Raw genomic sequence first — 19014 nt, forward strand, 5'->3', positions numbered from 1 at the left:
GGCGTGGATCGTTTCCACATCACGCGGAAATGTGGAAAAATCACACTCCTGTGAGGCTAAACATTTGTGAATTGTGTTGTGTCTTTGCTGCCCTACATAGAGTGTTAGTGAAAAGGAATGTTCTATCGTTCCTGACGTCATGGATGAGAGGGAGAAACTCGTGACATCTAAAGCAATTGCACTCTCGCAGGAGCAATCCGCGGCCCGCAATATGGTCAAAGGATTGATGACGGCGTTAACTCTAGCAGGTGCATTGGCGGTGGCTCAAGCAACACCGCTGTTCGCCCAAGAACGCCCCGCGACATTTGCCGATCTAGCCGAAACTGTGAGCCCGTCGGTGGTGAATATCACGACATCCACGGTTGTCGCAGGCCGCACAGGTCCGCAGGGCATCGTCCCGGAAGGGTCGCCGTTCGAGGACTTTTTCAACGATCTTGAGAATAATGATCGCGGCGAAGCACGCCGTTCATCAGCGCTGGGGTCCGGTTTTGTGATCTCTCCTGACGGTTATATCGTGACCAACAACCACGTGATTGAAGGTGCCGATGAGATCGAAATCGAATTCTTCCCCGGTGATGGTCAACCTAAGGAGCTGCTGGAGGCTACTTTGGTTGGGACTGATCCGAACACCGATATCGCGGTGTTGAAGGTCGAATATGACAGCGATCTAGAGTTTGTCGAATTCGGTGACAGCAACGCCGAAGGCTCGCGCGTCGGCGACTGGGTTATGGCGATGGGCAACCCGCTGGGCCAAGGTTTCTCTGTTTCGGCGGGGATCGTGTCTGCACGAAATCGTGCGCTGCAGGGAACCTATGACGATTACATCCAGACTGACGCCGCGATTAACCGCGGTAACTCTGGCGGTCCGTTGTTCAACATGGCTGGCGAAGTGATCGGCGTGAATACCGCAATCTTGTCACCGAACGGTGGTTCGATTGGGATCGGCTTTGCGATGTCCTCTGACGTTGTGAAAAACGTGGTTGGGCAGTTGCAGGAATTCGGCGAGACCCGCCGCGGTTGGTTGGGTGTCCGCATTCAGGACGTGACCCCTGACATGGTTGATGCCATCGACGGTTTGGCTGACGCTCGTGGTGCACTGGTGACGGACGTGCCTGCTGGTCCTGCTGAAAATGCGGGCATGGTTTCTGGCGACGTGATCACTGTGTTTGATGGCATCGATATCGAGAACACCCGCGAGTTGGTGCGTATCGTTGGCAATTCCCCTGTCGGCAAAGAGGTCCCTGTGACCGTGCTGCGCAATGGCGATAATGAGGACCTGATCGTTGTATTGGGTCGTCGCGAAACGTCCGAAGCTGTAGCATTCCCTGCCGATGAAGATGTGCAGGAACCGCAAGCCGCTGAAGAGCAAAGCATGCTTGGCCTGACATTGTCAGAGATTACACCGGACCTGACCGAGCAGTATTCGATCACGTCCGAGACGGGTCTCGTGATTGTCGGCATCGATGTGGAAAGCGAAGCCGCGTCAAAAGGTTTGGTCGAAGGTGATTTGATCACTGAAGCTGGCCAACAGAAAGTCGTGAGCGTAGCTGATCTTGAAGACCGGATCACCGAAGCACGCGATGCTGGCCGCAAGTCGCTGCTATTATTGGTGCGTCGCGGTGGCGATCCACGGTTTGTGGCGCTGTCGTTGGCAGAATAAACGATCCACTTTGAATACTAAAAAGGCGGCCCGATGAAACGGGTCGCCTTTTTGCGTTAAAGGGTGTCGCGGTCCAGTGAAACGATGCCCAACGTTTCCGCAATACCACGTTGGATCAATGGACTGTCATAGCCTTGGGGTGTTTGAAACGCTTGGATCGCATCGCGGGTCTCAGCATCCAGCACACTGGTGATCGGGCCGTTGTAAGCCAGCCGCGCCTTGAGTGCGCGTTGCAGTGTCGCGATCCGGTCTGGCGTGTATTCTGGCGGGCAGAGCGTTTGAAAACGTGTTCCTTGGCCGACAGCATCAGTCACAGGGCGCGTTTGATTGCGAAAGATCGGCGGCGACGTGATAGTGCCGTCCGCGTCGGTGATCGCATGGGTCACGAGGACTTGCTCCTCGATTATGCGTGTGCGGGTGGCTGGCGCGGTGCGGGCGAAACATTGCCCATCCGCAGTCGTTTCAATCTCGCCCTTTGTGATCAAAACGGGCGCAACCACGGGATCGTCGACGGGTGTGCAGGCCAAGGCAAGCGTCAGCAGGGGGATGGTCGTTAAAAATCGAAGTGTCATTTACTGCTCTGCACGTTGTTTCGGTTAATGTAGCGCGGCTTGCGCCATTCCCAAACGCCCAAATGCACGCCCGCGCAAAACTTGGCCGTCATGCCGCACTGGACTATCGGTACGGAACATTTGTGACTGGCCCTAGGCTGCAAGCTGACCTAGACATACCCCCGAACTGACTTTGCTGATTGAGGAACGAATGGCGAAAATTACTTATGTTGAGCACGGCGGCAAAGAGCATGTTGTGGATGTGGCGAACGGTCTGACTGTGATGGAAGGTGCGCGTGATAACGGCATTCCAGGGATCGAAGCTGATTGTGGCGGCGCCTGCGCGTGTTCGACGTGTCATGTTTACGTGGATCCTGCTTGGGTCGAAAAAGTCCCCGCGAAAGACGCGATGGAAGAGGACATGCTGGATTTTGCGTTTGAACCCAATGCAGAGACATCGCGCCTGACTTGTCAGATCAAGGTGACGGATGCTTTGGACGGTCTGCGCGTGCAGATGCCAGAAAAACAAATTTAAAGCGGTGAAAGCACAGCGGAAAGCGTGATTAACAGCGCGATTTCCGTAAGCTGCTGCGATGCCCCAAGGATATCGCCGGTCTGCCCCCCTATTTTGCGATGTGCGACGCCAGCCCACAGGCTGGTCGTGACAGCCGCAACGATCAGCAGGCTACTGGCGGTCAAACCAACGGCGATGGCGCTGCCCAGCGTGGCGGTGCCAATCGCAAGCCAAGCGGTGATCGGTTTTGGGCGACCGACGGACTGGCTTAACCCCGCATCCCGTGCGTTTGGCAACCCCGTCATCAGCGCGACCATCGCGGCGCGGCTAAGCATGGCCGTTGCGATGATGGCCGCAATCCAGTGGCCGGTTTGCAAGATTGCCGTGATCGCCGCCCACCGAATTATCATTGATAAAACAATGGCTAAGACTCCGTAAGCGCCGGTGTGGCTGTCCTTCATGATCGCAAGCCGTTTGGCTTTATCCCAGCCGCCCCACAGACCATCGGCGCTATCGGCCAGCCCGTCTTCGTGCATCGCACCAGTGAGGATCACGCTTGTCGCGAGCATCAGGCCCGCAGTGATCTGCGGCGTAATCCCGAACCACATCATCACTAGCCCGACGAGCATCTGCGCAAGTGCAATTTTCAATCCGACAAGCGGATAGGCCCACGCCGCGAGCGGCCCGCGCTGTGTCGCAAGATCGGTGTTCACCTGCACCGGAACACGGGTCAAAAGACCCGCAGCGGCAGGAATATCGTGCCAGTGCATAATGATCATGTCGCGTTTGGCCACGTGATGTCCTTTTGTGATCTTTCCAATTGTCGTGTGATCGTTAGACAGATGCAAACCATGATGCAACGAGGGCCGTATGTCAGCAACGTTCACCACCTTAGCCGAATTCCGCACCGTATTAGAATCAGCACCGTCGGCTGATCCAACGGCGATTGCGGGGGCCACAGATCGCAACGGGCAACTGACAAAACCGCCGGGCGCGTTGGGCAGGCTCGAAGATTTAGCGATTTGGTATGCGGGCTGGCGGGGGACGGATCGCCCGACCATTAAGGCACCGCAAGTGATTGTTTTCGCGGGAAGTCACGGCGTTTGTGCGCAAGGCGTGTCTGCCTTTCCACCCGAGGTGACTGCGCAGATGGTTGCGAATTTTGAACATGGCGGGGCTGCGATTAATCAATTGTCAAAGCTTTATGGTGCAAAGATGGACGTGCATGCGTTGGAACTGGACAATCCGACTGCAGATTTTACCGTCGCACCTGCGATGACCGAGGCCGAAGTCGTTTCGGCCTTACGTACTGGTTGGGATGCCGTTGATCCGAACGCAGATTTGCTGGTGACTGGCGAAATGGGGATCGGGAATACGACGTCTGCAGCGGCTGTTGCTGCAGCGATTATGGGCGGTACTGCTACCGAATGGACCGGACGCGGAACAGGCGTTGATGATGCAGGATTAGCGCGGAAAACGGACGTCGTGGCACGTGGATTGGCGCTGCACGACGTGAGCGATCCGTTGGAAGCATTGCGCTGTTTAGGCGGGCGCGAATTGGCTGCGATTGCGGGCGCTATTGCGGCTGCGCGGACTTATCGTATTCCGGTGATATTGGATGGTTTCATCTGTACTGCAGCGGCTGCGACATTGGCTAAAACGGTTTCCGGCGCGCTGGATCATACCGTCGCAGGTCATCTGAGCGCCGAAGGGGCGCACCGCAAGTTGCTGGATGCAATCGAGAAAGAACCGCTGCTACAACTAGGCTTGCGCTTGGGCGAAGGGTCGGGCGCGGCCCTTGCAATTGGTGTATTGCAAGGCGCTGTTGCGTGCCATTCAGGCATGGCGACCTTTGCTGAGGCAGGTGTCGCGGGCGCTTAAGACGACGGATTGCCGCGGCGCTTTTGCGCGTCGCTGGCTTCTTCGCTGCTTTGCTGTTTCGTCGCCAACGCGGTTTCCAATTCGTTGTTCAACGCTTTGGCCCGCGCCACGTATTCGGGGTTGTCGCGCATGGCGACGCCGGGCTTCCAGTAGTCTGACAATTCGCGGATCGCTGCGCGGTCGTGTTCGTAGAACATTGTCTCGGCTTCGTTGGCTTCGAATTCAGAAAGACCAAGGTTTTCAAGCGCATAACGGCCTGCACGCAGGGATGAATCGAACATCTCGCGCACGACGTCGTTGGCGCCCGCTGCGTTCAACTCATAAACATGGACCCGATCACGGGCACGCGCAATGATGTGCAAATCGGGCCGTGTTTTGCGGGCGTAGGCGACGACAGTGGTCGCCATTTTCTTGTCATCAATGGCCACGACCAACACGCGGGCGTCGTCTAAACCGGCTGCTTTCAGCAGGTCAGGGCGCGTCGGGTCGCCAAAATATCCTTTGAAACCAAAGGACCGCATCATCTGAACCGCACCGAGATCATTGTCGATCACAACCGTGGAAAAACCGGCGGTTTGTACGAGACGGTTCACGATCTGACCAAAGCGTCCGATGCCCGCGATGATCACGGTGCCTTGTTCATCCACGTCGTCGTCCGCGATGTCGTGACCGTCTTTGATGCGGCGACTTAGCGCTTCGTAAATGATGAACAGCAGCGGCGTGATCAGCATGGACAGGGCAACAATCAAGAGCAACTCGCTAGACAGGGCGGATTCAAGCACGCCTTGTTGTTCGGAAAAAGAAATCAATATGAAGCCAAATTCACCCGCTTGTGCGAGGCCAAGCGCAAAAAGCCAGCGGTCTTTACCTTTGATTTTAAACAGAATTGACAGGCCATAGAGAACGCCGCCTTTGATCAACATCACGCCGAGCGTAAGCGCCAGAATGTAGCCGGGTTCGCGGAAGAACAGGCCAAAATCGATGCCCGCACCGACGGTGATAAAGAACAGGCCGAGTAGCAAGCCCTTGAACGGCTCAAGATCGCTTTCGAGTTCGTGGCGGAATTCAGAGTTCGCCAAAACGACGCCCGCAAGGAACGTGCCGAGGGCAGGCGATAGGCCGACGAGGCTCATCAGAACGGCGATTGAGACCACCATCAGCAGGGCGAGCGCGGTGTACATTTCGCGCAATTTGGCGTGCTGGATGTAGCGGAAAATTGGGCGCGTCAGGAAGATACCCGTCAGAATAACAGCCGCAACCGCGCCGAGCGTGACCAGCGTGACGCCCCAACCGGGCAGCCCGTGAACGAGGCTCATGGTTTGATGTGCCTCTTCCTGATCAACCAAACGAACTAAGGAACCATCAGGCGCGACGCTAGCAGTGGCGGTGATTGCGAGTAGCGGGAGCAGGGCGAGCATCGGGATAACCGCGATATCTTGGGTCAGCAAAACAGAGAAGGTCGAGCGACCGCCGTTGGTCTGCATCAACCCTTTTTCTGATAACGTTTGCAGCACGATAGCGGTTGAACTTAATGCAAATATCATCCCAATCGCAAAGGCCTCGTTCCATACAATGCCCATCGCCATAGCACCGCCCATCACAAGCAGCGTGGTCACGGTGATCTGCAATCCGCCGAGCCCGATCAGCCTGTCGCGCATATTCCATAGCGCACGGGGTTCCAGTTCCAGCCCAATAAGGAACAGCATCATAACCACACCGAATTCGGCGAAATGCTGGAGGTCTTGTGTTTCAGTTCCGACTAAGCCGGTTAACGGACCAATCACGATCCCAGCGGCGAGATAACCAAGCACAGATCCAAGCCCCATCCGCGCTGCAAATGGCACTGCGATAACGGCTGCACCGAGATAAATTGTCGCTTGAAACAGGAAACTTTCCATGGGGTACTTTACTATTGGCGGCTTGCGGTACGACGCGGTTGGCGTCTTGCAAACGGTTGATTAGATACAATGACTTGGGTCAGCAGGTAACGGGATCGCCCGGTTTTTGCCAGTGCGTCAGGTCTTTTGTACCTGACGTGCGTTCACGTTTTATGACGGAATAACTGCGTTCTGTCATCGTTTGCGAGCATTAAGGGTATGACGGTCTTGGTTAACCTGATGGCATTTGCAGCGCATATGTCTGGCCGCGTTTGACGAAATTCAATGCGCTATCGCCGATTGCGGTGACTTGTCCGCCGTCCAAACTGCTGCCGACGCCGACCTTAACGAAGCGACCGTTGCTGAGACGGATCAAGGCGCGGCGATTGCCGGGACGTCCGTAAACGCCGACGAGGTTCATGTTGCGCAGGTTGATCGCGTTGGACAATGTGGCCGCTTGGGCGACGCTTGCGGCGGTTGGCCCAGATGCGCGCGCGGGGGCTGTCGCTACGGGGGCGGCTGGGGTTGCGGGCACTGCTGCGGCAGCGGTTGATGCTGCGGCATTACGTGATTGCTGCCGTGCGGCGAGCGTCTGTGCAGAGCTTACAACTTGGCTAAAGTTGCGCGGGCGCGAACCAGGGCGAGGGGATGCGACAATGGCGCTGCGCGTTGGGGCCACGATCTGGCTCGGCGGTGCGGCGGCGGCGATGGACGCCACAATCGAGCTGATATCGGGCGTGAGTGGCACGACCTCTTCAACTTCGGGCTCGTCTTCGGCGACTTCTTCTTCGGTTGGAGTATCTAGATCGGCTGGGCGCACGGATGGGCGCAGGCCGGCAAGGTCCGGATCCGCGAAGGGTTCAGGCGGCGGGGCTGGAACGAGCCCATCTGGGCGGGTCGACGGGCGAAAAGATGCAAGTTCCGGATTGTTGCCGAGCAGGTCGCCGTCCGCAACCGTGCTATCGGGTGCCGCGGAACCGGGCCGTAAGGGTGGCGTCAACGACGGCGCACCAGCGATGACGATTGTGTCGTCTTCGGTGGTCTCAACCGGTGCAGCTGCATCGACGTCAGTCGCATCGGCGGGTGTGGTTTCTGGGGTTTCAAGGACGTCAATCGTCTCATCTGTGGTCTCAGCCGCGTCATCCTCAACAGGTGTTTCCGCATCTTCGGCAGGGACTGCTGCAGCGGGGACAACTTCGTCTGTGGGACGTGTCGGCGGTGTGATCGCAGGCTTGCGCCCGTAAATCCACACACCCGTCGGCAAAATCGTACCGTTCGGCGGCGCAAGGATAAAGCCGCGCGCGTCACGTTGAACAGGGCGGTTCGGGGATATCGGATTCGGCGGCGCGAGGATCGTGCGGTCAGGGGCCGCGACGATCAAATCGGGGCCTTCGGGCTGCGGATTGGTCGGGATCGCGGGCAAGGTCGCGATGCTAATCAGGCCGTCGAGGTTTTCGGCGTCCGTACCATCAGGCAAACGCGGCGCACGTTGCCAAACGCCGGTCGCTGCATAAATACGCGCGGCGTCGGCGGGGCTAAGGACCGTGCCGGGGGGATCGGCGGTGATGGACGTCGTGTCAGTGTCAGCTGCGGCCGCGTCGACGATGATCGGGGCGCTAATATCGACGGGGTCGACAAGCGTGGCGTCGGCCACGGCTTGTGTGCGGAAAAGACCCGCGATGCCGCCTTCGGTGCGGCTGCTGGCCCAGAGTGCCGCGATCAACATGACGGCCAAAAGCACCGCCGTCATGATTAAGCCGAGGTGCTTTGGTTTGCCGCCGACGGCTGACGCGGACTTTTTACCATTTGCGCCAATGATCGCCAAATCGGCCTTTGAGACCTCGGGTTTTGGCTGTGCTTTGCGTTGTTTGTACCACGCGAAAAGCGGAGCGAGCGGGTTTGCGCGCTCTGGTTTGTCATCCACTGGCGACGTCTTCACGGGCACAATTGCTGGCGCAGCGGCCTGTTCGGGCGGCGTGGTCGTCAGCGGTTTTGGAGGCGTGGTGGCGTCGGGTTCAGTCGATGCGATGCGTGTGAAAAACCCGATAGGGCTGTCGTCGGCGGGTTCTGTGACGCCTGGTTCCTCTGTGTCGGACGGGTCCGGATCGGGCACCCTGCGGACGCTCGTGATTTCGACGCCGCGACTGCGGCTGGCGAAAACAGGCTCGTCTTCGGTCGGCGCTGACTTGCTTTGCTCTGGTTTCTCAACGGGCGCGTCAGGCTTGGCGTCTGCGTCGCTGTCGGCAGGTGGCGTAGGGATGCGATCCCGTCGGAAAACCAATTCGGGCTCGTCCTCTGCTGCAGTCTCAGTGACCTCCACATCATCGGTCTCGTCTTTTACGGTTTCCGGCTCATCCGCTGCGTCGTCCGCTGTTTCTGGTGCGTCAACGTCCGATTCTTCGACCTGAATGTCGTCCATAACGGGCGTTGGGTCGGGGGCTGACGCGGTCAAGAAACCGGGCAACACATGTACGGGCGTGACCACGGCTGGGCTGTCGTCTCGCGTGATTTCGACGTCCGCGCCGAGGACTGTGCGGGCGTGCTTTGTCGGGCCAAAGAACACTTCGGTGCTGAACGTCAGCGGCTCTGCCACGGCGACGAAGGTCATCGGCGCAAAGCCGTGTTCCTTGGCAAAACTTTCTGATTCTTCAAGGGTTTGGCGGGCAACAGCGGCGATCTGTGTACGTCCACCCGTGCGTTCAAAATCGATGACAAGATCACCCAGCGGCACGGCCGTCGCGCCATCAATCGCAGCGTGAATATCGTCAAGCGAGGTGCGCGTCGAATCGATTTCGATGTATTTGATTTGGTCGTTTGGCAGCAGCAATTTTGTCCGCAGGCCGTCCGGTTCCAGTTTATTCGCGGTGTCGCGCAGGGATTTCATGGCGGCACCCAGATCAGGGGTGTCCAAGAACACCTCTCCAGCAAGGGCCCAACCCTCTTTCACCCGATGCAGCAGGCGTATTCCATCGAACGAAAGCGAAAGAGCGAAATTTGGCGTCATATGAAAATCTTATCAGGTTGGCCACACAAGCGGGAAGGTCCTTTTTCCCACGTCCGTCCCCTAACGCGAAAATCCGCCAAATCCAAGGGCAGGGCCTAGCGACGACCAAGGAATACCCTATCACATACGTCAAAGGTGTAGAGTTAACCTTGAATGAGATAGGAAATGCGATGCGTCATATTATTTTAACTGTTGCTGCACTGGTGTTTGCGGTCGGTTTGTCTGGTCAGGCAAATGCCGATGAAACTCGCACGATCACGATGACCGGCGAGGGGTCTGTCGCGGTGAAACCGGACATTTTACGCATTACGGCTGGCGTGACGGTCCACGAAACCGAGGCCGCCGATGCGTTTCGGATTATGAGTGATACATTAAATCAAGTTGCTGACGTTCTGGGCGAAAACGGGATCGCACCGATTGATATCCAGACGTCGCAACTGACGTTGGGCGAACGCTACGGGCAAAACCGCGAAAACCTGAACGCAGAGCAGGTTGTGATCGGCTACACGGCGGCATCATCTTTGACTGTTGTAGTGCGCGATCTGGATCAAGCGGGCGATATCGTCGACGTTTTGGTCACGCGCGGGGCCAATCAAATCAGAGGTTTCGAGTTTGATATCGCCGACCCTTCAGAGGCGTTAGAGCAGGCACGCATTGCCGCTGTGCAGGATGCGATTGCGAAAACTGCGCTGTATACCGAGGCAGCACAGGTGAAGGCTGGGGATATTTTAACCATTTCCGAGACAGCAGGCTCAGTGGATCGGCCACAACAGATGTTCGATATGGCAGCGATGGGCCGCAGCCTACCTGTTGAGGGCGGAAGCCTGTCGGTGTCGGCGCGCGTGAGCATCATCACCGAAATCGAATAGCCAGCCCCACGCATAGCAGGGCTGGCAAAAGGGTTAGGCGGTGGCTTTGGCCAGTGCCTGATCCAAGTCGGCGATCAGGTCGTTTGCGTCTTCGATCCCGATGGACAAACGCACGATATTTGGACCGGCACCTGCCGCTTCTTGTTGCTCTGGTGACAACTGGCGGTGGGTCGTCGATGCCGAGTGAATAATCAAAGACCGTGCATCGCCCAAGTTGGCGACGTGGCTGAAGATTTCCAATGAATCCACAAGCTTAACGCAGGAATCGTAGCCGCCTTTGACTGCGATTGTGAACAATGCACCGGCGCCACGTGGGCAAACTTTTTCAACGAGGTGCTGATACGGCGAAGACGGAAGACCCGCGTAAGTCACGTAATCGACGCGTGGATCATTTTCCAACCAAGCCGAGATTTTCATCGCGTTTTCGACATGCCGTTCCATGCGCAGAGACAGCGTTTCGATACCGCAAAGCGTGTAATGCGCCGCCTGTGGGTTCATCGTCATGCCAAGGTCACGCAGACCAATCGCAATGCCGTGGAACGTGAAGGCCAGCGGGCCAAAAGTTTCCGCGAAAGTCAGGCCGTGGTAGGCTGGCTCTGGCTGGGACAACGATGGGAATTTGTCGTTTGCGGTCCAGTCGAATTTACCAGAATCAACAACGCAGCCACCCATGACGGTGCCGTTGCCCGTCAGGTATTTTGTGGTGGAATGCACAACCAAGGTCGCACCAAGTTCGATCGGGCGGCAGAGGTATGGCGTGGCGGTGGTGTTGTCCACGATCAACGGAATGCCCGCCGCGTCAGCCACGTCGGCAATCGCGCGGATGTCCGTGATATGGCCGCCGGGGTTCGCGATCGTTTCGCAGAAAATCGCACGGGTGTTGTCGTCGATGGCCGCAGCAACCGCTTCGTGATCGTCCATGTCGACGAATGTCGCGGACCAGCCGAAACGTTTGATCGTCTGGCTGAATTGGGTGATCGTCCCGCCGTAAAGACGCGATGACGCCACGATATTCAAGCCCGGACCCATTAGCGGGAACAGCGCCATCAATTGCGCCGCGTGACCCGATGAACAGCATACGCCGCCTGCGCCGCCTTCAAGTGTCGCGATGCGTTCTTGTAATGCTGCGATCGTCGGGTTCGTTAGGCGTGAGTAGATGTATCCGACTTCTTGCAGGTTAAAGAGCGCCGCTGCGTGATCGGCGTCACGGAAAACATAAGCCGTTGTTTGGTAAATCGGCACTTGGCGCGCACCAGTGGCCGGATCGGGCCGTGCGCCTGCGTGGATTTGAAGTGTGTCAAAGCCGTAAGTTGGACTGTCAGTCATGGAATTCTCCCCCTATATCAATGTTGCGCTCACCTAAACGCGAAATGTATGGTTTCGCAACGGCACGCAGTAAAGAAGGACTAAATTATGCCCCATCCGTTTCACCTCGCTTTTCATGTTCTAGATCTAGACGAGGCGCGGGAATTCTATTCTGGCGCATTGGGGGCGACCGAAGGGCGTTCGACGGACACTTGGGTGGACTTCGATTTCTTCGGGCACCAGTTGTCGCTACATCTGGGCGAGCCGTTCGCAAATGCGCCGACTGGTAAAGTGGGCGAGCATATGGTGCCGATGCCGCACTTTGGTATCGTGCTGCCACTGGACGACTGGAACGTGTTGGCGGGACGTCTTGAAGAGCGCCAAACCGACTTCATCATTGCCCCCTCGGTCCGTTACAAAGGCGAGCCAGGAGAGCAATGGACGATGTTTTTCCGCGACCCATCGGGCAACCCGATTGAGGTCAAAGGCTTTGCCGAGGCGTCAGGTTTGTTCGCGAGCTAGGTGCAACGCATAGTTGCGCACGTCGGCGGGCCAAGGTGCGATGATCGTCGCAAACCCCATCCAGTCGTTGGCGAAAAGCCTGCGCGACGCCTCTTCGAAATCGGGTAAATCCCCGCCGATTGAGGACATAAAAGCATAGGTCGTGGTCTGGCGTTCATTGTCGTGACGCGCGCCCGCTGCCTTGCTGATTTCTGCGTCAACAAGTCTGCGCAAAACGGCAGACGAGCCGCCTTTTTGCCCGCTCAACCAGTCCCAATGGCGGGGCAAGAGGGTGATTTCGCGCGCTTTGACCCCCATTTTTGGCCTGCCACGGCTGGGTGGCGGCGCATCGCGCAAGTCAACGTCGCGCACTTTTCCAGTGGAATCGTCGTAGATCAAAAGGTTCACGCCGCGCGGTAACGCCTCGCGTTGTGCGCTGATCATCGCGTTCATGTCACCTTGGGCGACAAGCGTGTGGTTTTCAAATGCAGTATAAGTGGTCATTCCAAGTCTCCTTAAAATGACCATTAATACCCGTATTAAATTTAGTCAATAATATACGGGTGTAAATATAGATCTATTGCGGTTAGCGTACCCAAAAACCCGCCGATTTGATCTTGTTGCGGATCTGTTGTTCCTTGCGGGGCAGGTTGTCTCTGTCGAACATTGCCCGCACTTTGTGGCCGCGTTGCTGGTAGACCATCCGCTTGTAGGGCTCATATTGTTTAAGCAGTTTTTTGATTTTGTTTGGGGCTGCGACGGCTTCCATGACTTCGACAGCATGGTCGCTTTCGCGGGCGTAAAACAGCGGCAAAAGGCGGTAATGGCAGGTGGTGTCGCCGTCGAGCCCTGCAAGCTCTGGACCGGGTCGCCCGCCGCCAAATGAATGAATGACAAGCGGCAGCACAACTTGATCGAGCCATGGATCAAGTGATTGAACTTCAATCTCTTTTGGTCCGTCATCACGCACGGCAAGTGCATATTCGAGGAACCGATCACCAAACGCTTTTGCGTCCGCGCCAAAGAACCAGCCCGCGTTAAAATACATGTAGCGCTGCCAGTATTCGTCGGGTTGCGACAAATCGAGCGTGCTTTCGAATTCTAACCCAAATTTATCGTAAAGAGACTTCCAAATCGCGGTGTAGCCGTCCCAGTATAATTCTTCTTGTGGCCATGTGCCTTCGCGTTTCATCGACGCTGCCGGACGGTCAAAATCGAACGGCACAGCGGTCAAATCACCTGTGATCAGCGTGTCTGTATCGAAGAAAACAAACGGTTCGCCTGCGGGCATCGCCTGCAGCCCTTCGATCTTGTTACCGTAGGGGTAAGACTGGCCGAAATGATGGTTTTCAAAGCCGCGCACCTCTGCACCGAGGTCTTCAAGCATCGCACGAACACCCGCGCTGATCCGCGGATCATGGTCCCATTTATCACCGGGCAGAGGTTCGACGACGATCACTTTGCCGGGGAAATTAGGGGTCATCGCCCGAAGCGACGCTACAAATAGCAGGGCCTCGTATTCTAACCGGCCTGATTGCCCTACAACCATAATATTGAATGGCTGGTTTGATGCGGATGTCTGCGCCATAATAAACCTACACTGCTGCAACTACGCATCTTCTTAGCGCAGAAAATGCAGCGACAACACCCCGTTGATGGGGTCAAAAAAACGAACGAGGTGGTTTGATGTTTGATCTTCTGTTGCCCTACGTGATCGGGCTTGCGATTGGGATCGAGCCGCATGCGCCGGTCGAGGACCTTGGATCAGCGTTGCTACCTCCGGTTGTGGAGGGGTCCGGCGACCTTGCCGTGATGGGCGATCCTGAACCGCAGATCCCGACGGGCAAGTTTACAACGGCGGTTGAGGTCAAACCGATCCTTGGCATGACTAAAGGCAACTGGGTCGCGGTGCGCGCCTACGAAGGGCAAGACCTGTTGTATTTCTCGCATTTGCTGGCGTGGCGCTGTGGGCTTTGGGATATCTCTTACGGTGTGAATGGTGCGCCCGCCGAGACAGTTGTCGGGATGGAGCCGTGTCACGACGAAACGGCCCAACCGAACAGCCTGACGGATGTGATTAACTATCCGATTTACGCGACATTGCCGCTTGATTCGGTTGAAACTGTGTATGTCGAAGTTGTTTTCGACGACGGCACCACGGATTTTGCGCAATTTAATCGATCCGAGATATTGATCCCTTAAGCGAACGAGTTACCTTTTCTTTAGTGTGTGACGAGTGTTTTTAGCATGGTTAACAGGCCCGTGCTGCGGACATGTGACGCGTGGAAAACTAATTTTCAATCCGCTAGTTGCGAATGCTTCTCATTTGCGATAGATCTGCCGCAACCAAACTCGGATATAAGGCGAACAAAGTGTCGATGAGATTTCTGACTGGACTAACCCTAGCCGCGACGATTGGGACAGGGGCGCATGCGGACCGATTAAAAGTCGTCACTACATTTACCGTTCTGGCCGACATGGCGCAGAACGTCGCGGGCGACGCGGCGGACGTTGTGTCGATCACAAAACCGGGCGCAGAAATTCACGGCTACGAGCCAACGCCGCAAGATTTGGTGCGTGCAATCGACGCTGACCTTATCATGTGGAACGGGTTGAACCTTGAATTGTGGTTCGAACAATTTCTCGCGAACCTAGGCGAAAAACCGTCGGTAACATTGACCGATGGGATTGATCCGATTTCGATTTCGGCAGGGTCCTACGAGGGTAAAGCAAATCCACATGCGTGGATGGGGCTAGATAATGCATTGATCTACATCGCGAATATTGAAGCCGCTTTGACGGAATACGATCCTGACAATGCGTCGATCTATGCCGCGAACGCTGAAAATTACCGCGCAGAACTTGAGGCAACAATCGCCCCGCTGCGCGAAGAAATTGCGCAGATACCCGAAGATGATCGCTGGCTCGTGACCTGCGAAGGTGCGTTCAGCTATCTGGCGCGCGACTTTGGGATGAAAGAACTGTACCTATGGCCGATGAACGCGGACGCGATCGGCACGCCGCAACAGGTGCGCAGTGTGATTGATGGTGTGCGCGAGAACGATATTCCCGTCGTGTTTTGCGAAAGTACGGTGAACACGTCGCCCGCAGAACAGGTGGCACGCGAGACAGGATCGACGTTCGGCGGGGTACTATATGTAGATAGCCTCAGCGCTGAAGGTGGGCCAGTGCCAACCTATCTAGACCTGCTGCGCGTGACGTCCGAGACAATCGTAACAGGGTTAACCGCTTATGCAGAATGATCCGGCTAGCGGCATTTTTGCCCGCGACGTGACGGTGACCTATCGCAATGGTCACACCGCATTGCACAACGCGAGTTTTGAAATTCCGCGTGGAACGATCACCGCATTGGTAGGGGTAAATGGCGCTGGTAAGTCTACGTTATTCAAGGCGATTATGGGATTTGTGCCAGCGGCCAAGGGCGAGATCAAACTGCTCGGCATGACGGTCAAAGAAGCGCTGCGCGAAAATCTGATCGCCTATGTCCCGCAGTCCGAAGAAGTCGATTGGGCGTTCCCGGTGCTGGTCGAAGACGTGGTGATGATGGGCCGTTATGGTCACATGGGTTTCCTGCGTATACCCAAAGCAAAGGATCGTGCGGCCGTCGATGAAGCATTGCGTCGCGTCAATATGTTGGATTTCCGCCATCGTCAGATTGGCGAGTTGTCCGGTGGACAGCGTAAACGCGTTTTCCTTGCGCGGTCATTGGCGCAAGACGGCCAAGTTATTCTGCTCGACGAGCCTTTCACGGGCGTTGATGTGAAAACCGAGGACCAGATCGTCGCGCTTTTGCGTGAACTACGCGAAGAGGGGCGGGTGATGTTAGTCTCGACGCACAACCTTGGGTCAGTGCCGGAATTTTGCGACCGCACGATCTTGGTTAAAGGGACGGTGCTCGCGCATGGCCCGACCGAGAAGATTTTTACACGTGGGAACCTTGAAATGGCCTTTGGCGGGGTGCTGCGACACTTCACGCTAGGCGGCTCTGACTTACATGACGATGACGATCGGCGCGAGGTGAGCATCATCACCGATGATGAGCGACCATTCGTGCATTATGGCGAACGTCCATCGGGTAGCGGCGGCACATGATTGACGTTTTGATGCAGCCATTCACCTACGGTTATATGTTTAACGCTATGTGGGTTTCTGCCTTAGTCGGCGGCGTATGTGCATTTTTGTCTTCTTATTTGATGCTGAAAGGCTGGTCGCTGATCGGTGATGCGCTTAGCCATTCTGTCGTGCCGGGGGTCGCTGGCGCATATATGTTGGGCTTGCCGTTTGCTTTGGGCGCCTTCATTTCGGGCGGTTTGGCGGCCGCCGCGATGCTGTTTTTATCGGGCAGATCGGGCCTGAAAATCGACGTGATTATCGGGATTATCTTTACGTCGTTCTTTGGGCTTGGCCTTTTTATGATCTCGCTGAACCCTGTCGCTGTTAATATTCAGACAATTATCATGGGTAATATTTTGGCGATTACGCCGGGTGATACGCTGCAATTAGCGGTAATAGGTTTCGTCTGTTTGGCAATTCTGCTGCTGAAGTGGAAAGACCTCATGGTCACGTTTTTTGACGAAAACCATGCGCGATCCATCGGGTTGCGACCCGATTTATTGAAAGCGATGTTCTTCATTCTGTTGTCCGCCGCGATTGTCGCCGCGATGATGACCGTGGGCGCGTTCTTGGTGATTGCGATGGTCGTTACCCCGGGCGCGACCGCCTATTTGCTCTGCGACCGGTTCCCGCGTTTGATCATGGTGTCGGTGGCGATTGGGACGTTAACCAGCTTTGTCGGCGCGTATATCAGCTTTTTCCTCGACGGTGCGACGGGCGGCGTGATCGTGTGCTTGCAGACGGTGATTTTTCTCGTTGCGTTCATTTTTGCACCGAAACACGGGATGTTAGCAGGCCGTAGAAAGGCCGCAGCCGCACTGAAAAGAGGGCCTGTCTGATGGAATATTGGCTGCTGCCGTTTCAGTTTCCGTTTATGCATAACGCGTTTTGGATCACGTTATTGATCGCCCCACCGACCGCGCTATTGTCGTGTTTTCTCGTCATGAAAGGCTGGGCACTGATGGGCGACGCGGTCAGTCATGCAGTGTTACCGGGGGTGGTTCTCGCGTGGATTGCGGGATTGCCGTTGATCGTTGGCGCATTCGTGGCAGGCATGTCCTGCGCGTTGTTAACCGGATTTCTGGCCGAAAATAGCCGTGTGAAACAGGACACCGTGATGGGCGTCGTTTTTTCCGGGATGTTCGGTTTTGGGATCATTTTATACACGTCGATCACGACGAACGAGCATCTGGATCATATCCTGTTTGGCAACATGTTGGGGATCGGAACTGCCGATTTGTGGACCGCAGGGACGATTGCTATCGGGGTCTGCTTGTTCCTGATCGCAAAATGGAAAGACCTTGAATTACACGCGTTTGACCCTGCGCAGGCCAAGGCGAGCGGCCTCGCTGTTAACTTCTTGCACTACGGTTTGTTGGTTGCTTTGTCGTTGTCGATTGTTGCGACGCTGTCAGCGACAGGTTTAATCCTTGCCGTTGCATTGCTGATCACACCGGGCGCGATTGCGTTTTTGGTCGTGCGTAGTTTCGGTCGGATGTTGGTCGTGTCGGTCGCGGTCTGCCTGTTCGCCATGTTTAGTGGGACGTATGCTAGTTTTTACCTCGATAGCGCACCAGCTGCTACGATTGTGTTAATCCTGACTGCCATTTTCATATTGGCGTTCGCTTACCGGCTGCATGTTGTCCGTAAAACATCGAAATCCGTTGGGTGAATTGCACAATCGATCCAATTTTGGTGACATAGTCACCGTGGATCGGCGGCGATTAGGTCATTTGTGACGAAAGGCGGAGGTAAGTGCAGCGCATCGTAATCACTATCTTCGCCACGCATTAACTAAATATAGAGGCCGTGCATGTTAATTGAGACGACGTTTACCCCGCTGCAATCGCTCGCAGGTGGGCTGCTGATCGGCGCTGCCGCTGTGATGCTGATGGGCTTTATGGGGCGGATTATGGGGGCCACGGGTATTCTCGCTGGCTTCATTAGTCCGTCGGGTTGGGCCGACTGGGTATGGCGTGCGGCGGTGCTGTTAGGCATGATGTCGGGGCCGATTGTGGTGCTCGCGATTACTGGTCAAATGCCTGCTGTCGAGGTCCCTGTGGCGATGCCGATGTTGGCTGTCGGCGGGTTTATCGTGGGGATAGGCGTGACGTTCGGTGGCGGTTGCACGTCTGGTCACGGCGTCTGCGGTATGGCGCGGTTGTCGTCTCGGTCAATCGCGGCGACGGCGACGTTCATGGTGACCACGGCGATCACCGTTTTCGTCATCCGTCACGTGATCGGGGGATAAGTTATGCGTCTTATCGGAAGTTATCTGATCGGTTTGGTCTTTGGCGTCGGGATTTCGATCTCGGGCATGGCGAACCCTGCGAAAGTCACCAATTTTTTCGACTTTGCAGGCATTTGGGACCCAAGCCTTGCGTTCGTGATGGGCGGCGCGTTGATTGTTACGTTCTTTGGCTACAAATATGTGTTGAAAAAGCAGGCTCCGCTTTTAGGCAATGTGTTCCACCTGCCAACGCGACGTGATTTGGATGCAAAGCTACTAGGCGGGGCCGCAGTGTTTGGTATTGGTTGGGGGATTGCAGGGTTTTGCCCCGGCGGTGCCCTGCCTGCACTTGGGACAGGTCGCACGGAAGTATTTGTTTTCGTTGGCGCATTGCTAGCTGGGATTGCTACTGCAAAGATCGTGCAAAATCGGATCGCCGCTAAGGGTGCAACGGCCTAATGGAATTGGGGCGCCCGACATTGGCGCCC

19 protein-coding genes are annotated in these 19014 nt (G+C 56.1%); 12 read left to right on the forward strand and 7 right to left on the reverse strand.

What is annotated here, in order from left to right; all coding sequences use genetic code 11:
- Positions 1-139 precede the first annotated feature (139 nt).
- The gene (locus tag FHS72_RS11590; protein ID WP_183529266.1) at positions 140-1660 is read left to right on the forward strand and encodes a Do family serine endopeptidase; all 1521 of its coding nucleotides are present in this window, start codon (positions 140-142) and stop codon (positions 1658-1660) included.
- 56 nt (positions 1661-1716) lie between these two features.
- Here FHS72_RS11590 and FHS72_RS11595 read toward each other — a convergent pair whose 3' ends face one another.
- Positions 1717-2232, reverse strand: a complete 516-nt coding sequence (locus FHS72_RS11595; RefSeq protein WP_183529268.1) for a peptidoglycan-binding domain-containing protein — start codon at positions 2230-2232, stop codon at positions 1717-1719.
- Between the two features lie 190 nt (positions 2233-2422).
- Here FHS72_RS11595 and FHS72_RS11600 point away from each other — a divergent pair, with 190 nt between their 5' ends.
- Entirely contained in the window at positions 2423-2746 is a 324-nt protein-coding gene (locus FHS72_RS11600; RefSeq protein WP_183529270.1) for a 2Fe-2S iron-sulfur cluster-binding protein, read from the forward strand.
- Here FHS72_RS11600 and FHS72_RS11605 read toward each other — a convergent pair.
- Positions 2743-3519 (reverse strand): adenosylcobinamide-GDP ribazoletransferase, encoded by a 777-nt coding sequence (locus FHS72_RS11605; RefSeq protein ID WP_343042680.1) that lies wholly within the window; start codon positions 3517-3519, stop codon positions 2743-2745. The two genes, FHS72_RS11600 and FHS72_RS11605, sit on opposite strands and share 4 nt — an antisense overlap.
- Positions 3520-3595: 76 nt before the next feature.
- Here FHS72_RS11605 and cobT point away from each other — a divergent pair, with 76 nt between their 5' ends.
- A complete protein-coding gene (gene cobT, locus FHS72_RS11610) occupies positions 3596-4606 on the forward strand; it encodes a nicotinate-nucleotide--dimethylbenzimidazole phosphoribosyltransferase (RefSeq protein ID WP_183529272.1) in 1011 nt (336 codons plus the stop codon).
- On the opposite strand, the gene FHS72_RS11615 is transcribed toward cobT, so the two are convergent.
- Both FHS72_RS11615 and FHS72_RS11620 read right to left on the reverse strand, forming a co-directional pair.
- Entirely contained in the window at positions 4603-6504 is a 1902-nt protein-coding gene (locus FHS72_RS11615) for a cation:proton antiporter domain-containing protein (RefSeq protein WP_183529274.1), read from the reverse strand. The two genes, cobT and FHS72_RS11615, sit on opposite strands and share 4 nt — an antisense overlap.
- A 211-nt stretch (positions 6505-6715) precedes the next feature.
- On the reverse strand, positions 6716-9487 hold the full coding sequence (locus FHS72_RS11620; protein ID WP_183529276.1) for a hypothetical protein: 2772 nt from the start codon (positions 9485-9487) through the stop codon (positions 6716-6718).
- Positions 9488-9657: 170 nt separating this feature from the next.
- Between FHS72_RS11620 and FHS72_RS11625 the strand changes: the two genes are divergently transcribed.
- Positions 9658-10356: an SIMPL domain-containing protein gene (locus tag FHS72_RS11625; RefSeq protein ID WP_183529278.1), complete on the forward strand. Its 699-nt coding sequence runs from the start codon at positions 9658-9660 to the stop codon at positions 10354-10356.
- Positions 10357-10389: 33 nt separating this feature from the next.
- Here FHS72_RS11625 and FHS72_RS11630 read toward each other — a convergent pair whose 3' ends face one another.
- Positions 10390-11682 carry an O-acetylhomoserine aminocarboxypropyltransferase/cysteine synthase family protein gene (locus FHS72_RS11630; RefSeq protein ID WP_183529280.1) on the reverse strand — a complete coding sequence of 431 codons (1293 nt, stop codon included), beginning with the start codon at positions 11680-11682 and terminating at the stop codon, positions 10390-10392.
- An 87-nt stretch (positions 11683-11769) separates the two neighbouring features.
- On the opposite strand from FHS72_RS11630, the gene FHS72_RS11635 reads away from it, so the two are divergent.
- Entirely contained in the window at positions 11770-12183 is a 414-nt protein-coding gene (locus tag FHS72_RS11635; RefSeq protein ID WP_183529282.1) for a VOC family protein, read from the forward strand.
- Here FHS72_RS11635 and FHS72_RS11640 read toward each other — a convergent pair.
- Both FHS72_RS11640 and FHS72_RS11645 read right to left on the reverse strand, forming a co-directional pair.
- On the reverse strand, positions 12163-12666 hold the full coding sequence (locus FHS72_RS11640) for a DUF2239 family protein (RefSeq protein WP_183529284.1): 504 nt from the start codon (positions 12664-12666) through the stop codon (positions 12163-12165). The two genes, FHS72_RS11635 and FHS72_RS11640, sit on opposite strands and share 21 nt — an antisense overlap.
- 82 nt (positions 12667-12748) lie before the next feature.
- Positions 12749-13750 (reverse strand): hypothetical protein, encoded by a 1002-nt coding sequence (locus FHS72_RS11645; RefSeq protein ID WP_183529286.1) that lies wholly within the window; start codon positions 13748-13750, stop codon positions 12749-12751.
- 98 nt (positions 13751-13848) lie between these two features.
- On the opposite strand from FHS72_RS11645, the gene FHS72_RS11650 reads away from it, so the two are divergent.
- The 7 genes from FHS72_RS11650 (at position 13849) to FHS72_RS11680 (ending at position 18985) form a co-directional block, all read left to right on the forward strand.
- Positions 13849-14364, forward strand: coding sequence for a hypothetical protein (locus FHS72_RS11650; RefSeq protein WP_183529288.1), 516 nt, complete (start codon positions 13849-13851; stop codon positions 14362-14364).
- 176 nt (positions 14365-14540) lie between these two features.
- Positions 14541-15425 (forward strand): metal ABC transporter substrate-binding protein, encoded by an 885-nt coding sequence (locus FHS72_RS11655; RefSeq protein ID WP_183529574.1) that lies wholly within the window; start codon positions 14541-14543, stop codon positions 15423-15425.
- On the forward strand, positions 15415-16275 hold the full coding sequence (locus FHS72_RS11660; protein WP_183529289.1) for a manganese/iron ABC transporter ATP-binding protein: 861 nt from the start codon (positions 15415-15417) through the stop codon (positions 16273-16275). The genes FHS72_RS11655 and FHS72_RS11660 overlap by 11 nt, the downstream gene beginning before the upstream one ends.
- Complete coding sequence (locus tag FHS72_RS11665) at positions 16272-17135, forward strand: metal ABC transporter permease (protein ID WP_183529291.1); 864 nt, start codon at positions 16272-16274, stop codon at positions 17133-17135. Before FHS72_RS11660 ends, FHS72_RS11665 begins: the two co-directional genes overlap by 4 nt.
- Complete coding sequence (locus FHS72_RS11670) at positions 17135-17968, forward strand: metal ABC transporter permease (protein ID WP_183529293.1); 834 nt, start codon at positions 17135-17137, stop codon at positions 17966-17968. The genes FHS72_RS11665 and FHS72_RS11670 overlap by 1 nt, the downstream gene beginning before the upstream one ends.
- A gap of 141 nt (positions 17969-18109) precedes the next feature.
- Positions 18110-18547: a YeeE/YedE family protein gene (locus FHS72_RS11675; protein WP_183529295.1), complete on the forward strand. Its 438-nt coding sequence runs from the start codon at positions 18110-18112 to the stop codon at positions 18545-18547.
- Between the two features lie 3 nt (positions 18548-18550).
- Positions 18551-18985 carry a DUF6691 family protein gene (locus FHS72_RS11680; RefSeq protein WP_183529296.1) on the forward strand — a complete coding sequence of 145 codons (435 nt, stop codon included), beginning with the start codon at positions 18551-18553 and terminating at the stop codon, positions 18983-18985.
- The last annotated feature ends 29 nt before the right edge of the window (positions 18986-19014 follow it).

The organism is Yoonia ponticola (assembly GCF_014199395.1).
GTDB classification, from domain to species: domain Bacteria; phylum Pseudomonadota; class Alphaproteobacteria; order Rhodobacterales; family Rhodobacteraceae; genus Yoonia; species Yoonia ponticola.

Excerpts from the sequence above, each read along its gene's own strand:
- FHS72_RS11590 (WP_183529266.1), top strand. The coding sequence starts at position 140 with ATGGATGAGAGGGAGAAACTCGTGACATCTAAAGCAATTGCACTCTCG.
- FHS72_RS11595 (WP_183529268.1), bottom strand. The coding sequence starts at position 2,232 with ATGACACTTCGATTTTTAACGACCATCCCCCTGCTGACGCTTGCCTTG.
- FHS72_RS11600 (WP_183529270.1), top strand. The coding sequence starts at position 2,423 with ATGGCGAAAATTACTTATGTTGAGCACGGCGGCAAAGAGCATGTTGTG.
- cobT (WP_183529272.1), top strand. The coding sequence starts at position 3,596 with ATGTCAGCAACGTTCACCACCTTAGCCGAATTCCGCACCGTATTAGAA.
- FHS72_RS11615 (WP_183529274.1), bottom strand. The coding sequence starts at position 6,504 with ATGGAAAGTTTCCTGTTTCAAGCGACAATTTATCTCGGTGCAGCCGTT.
- FHS72_RS11620 (WP_183529276.1), bottom strand. The coding sequence starts at position 9,487 with ATGACGCCAAATTTCGCTCTTTCGCTTTCGTTCGATGGAATACGCCTG.
- FHS72_RS11625 (WP_183529278.1), top strand. The coding sequence starts at position 9,658 with ATGCGTCATATTATTTTAACTGTTGCTGCACTGGTGTTTGCGGTCGGT.
- FHS72_RS11630 (WP_183529280.1), bottom strand. The coding sequence starts at position 11,682 with ATGACTGACAGTCCAACTTACGGCTTTGACACACTTCAAATCCACGCA.
- FHS72_RS11635 (WP_183529282.1), top strand. The coding sequence starts at position 11,770 with ATGCCCCATCCGTTTCACCTCGCTTTTCATGTTCTAGATCTAGACGAG.
- FHS72_RS11640 (WP_183529284.1), bottom strand. The coding sequence starts at position 12,666 with ATGACCACTTATACTGCATTTGAAAACCACACGCTTGTCGCCCAAGGT.
- FHS72_RS11645 (WP_183529286.1), bottom strand. The coding sequence starts at position 13,750 with ATGGCGCAGACATCCGCATCAAACCAGCCATTCAATATTATGGTTGTA.
- FHS72_RS11650 (WP_183529288.1), top strand. The coding sequence starts at position 13,849 with ATGTTTGATCTTCTGTTGCCCTACGTGATCGGGCTTGCGATTGGGATC.
- FHS72_RS11655 (WP_183529574.1), top strand. The coding sequence starts at position 14,541 with ATGAGATTTCTGACTGGACTAACCCTAGCCGCGACGATTGGGACAGGG.
- FHS72_RS11660 (WP_183529289.1), top strand. The coding sequence starts at position 15,415 with ATGCAGAATGATCCGGCTAGCGGCATTTTTGCCCGCGACGTGACGGTG.
- FHS72_RS11665 (WP_183529291.1), top strand. The coding sequence starts at position 16,272 with ATGATTGACGTTTTGATGCAGCCATTCACCTACGGTTATATGTTTAAC.
- FHS72_RS11670 (WP_183529293.1), top strand. The coding sequence starts at position 17,135 with ATGGAATATTGGCTGCTGCCGTTTCAGTTTCCGTTTATGCATAACGCG.
- FHS72_RS11675 (WP_183529295.1), top strand. The coding sequence starts at position 18,110 with ATGTTAATTGAGACGACGTTTACCCCGCTGCAATCGCTCGCAGGTGGG.
- FHS72_RS11680 (WP_183529296.1), top strand. The coding sequence starts at position 18,551 with ATGCGTCTTATCGGAAGTTATCTGATCGGTTTGGTCTTTGGCGTCGGG.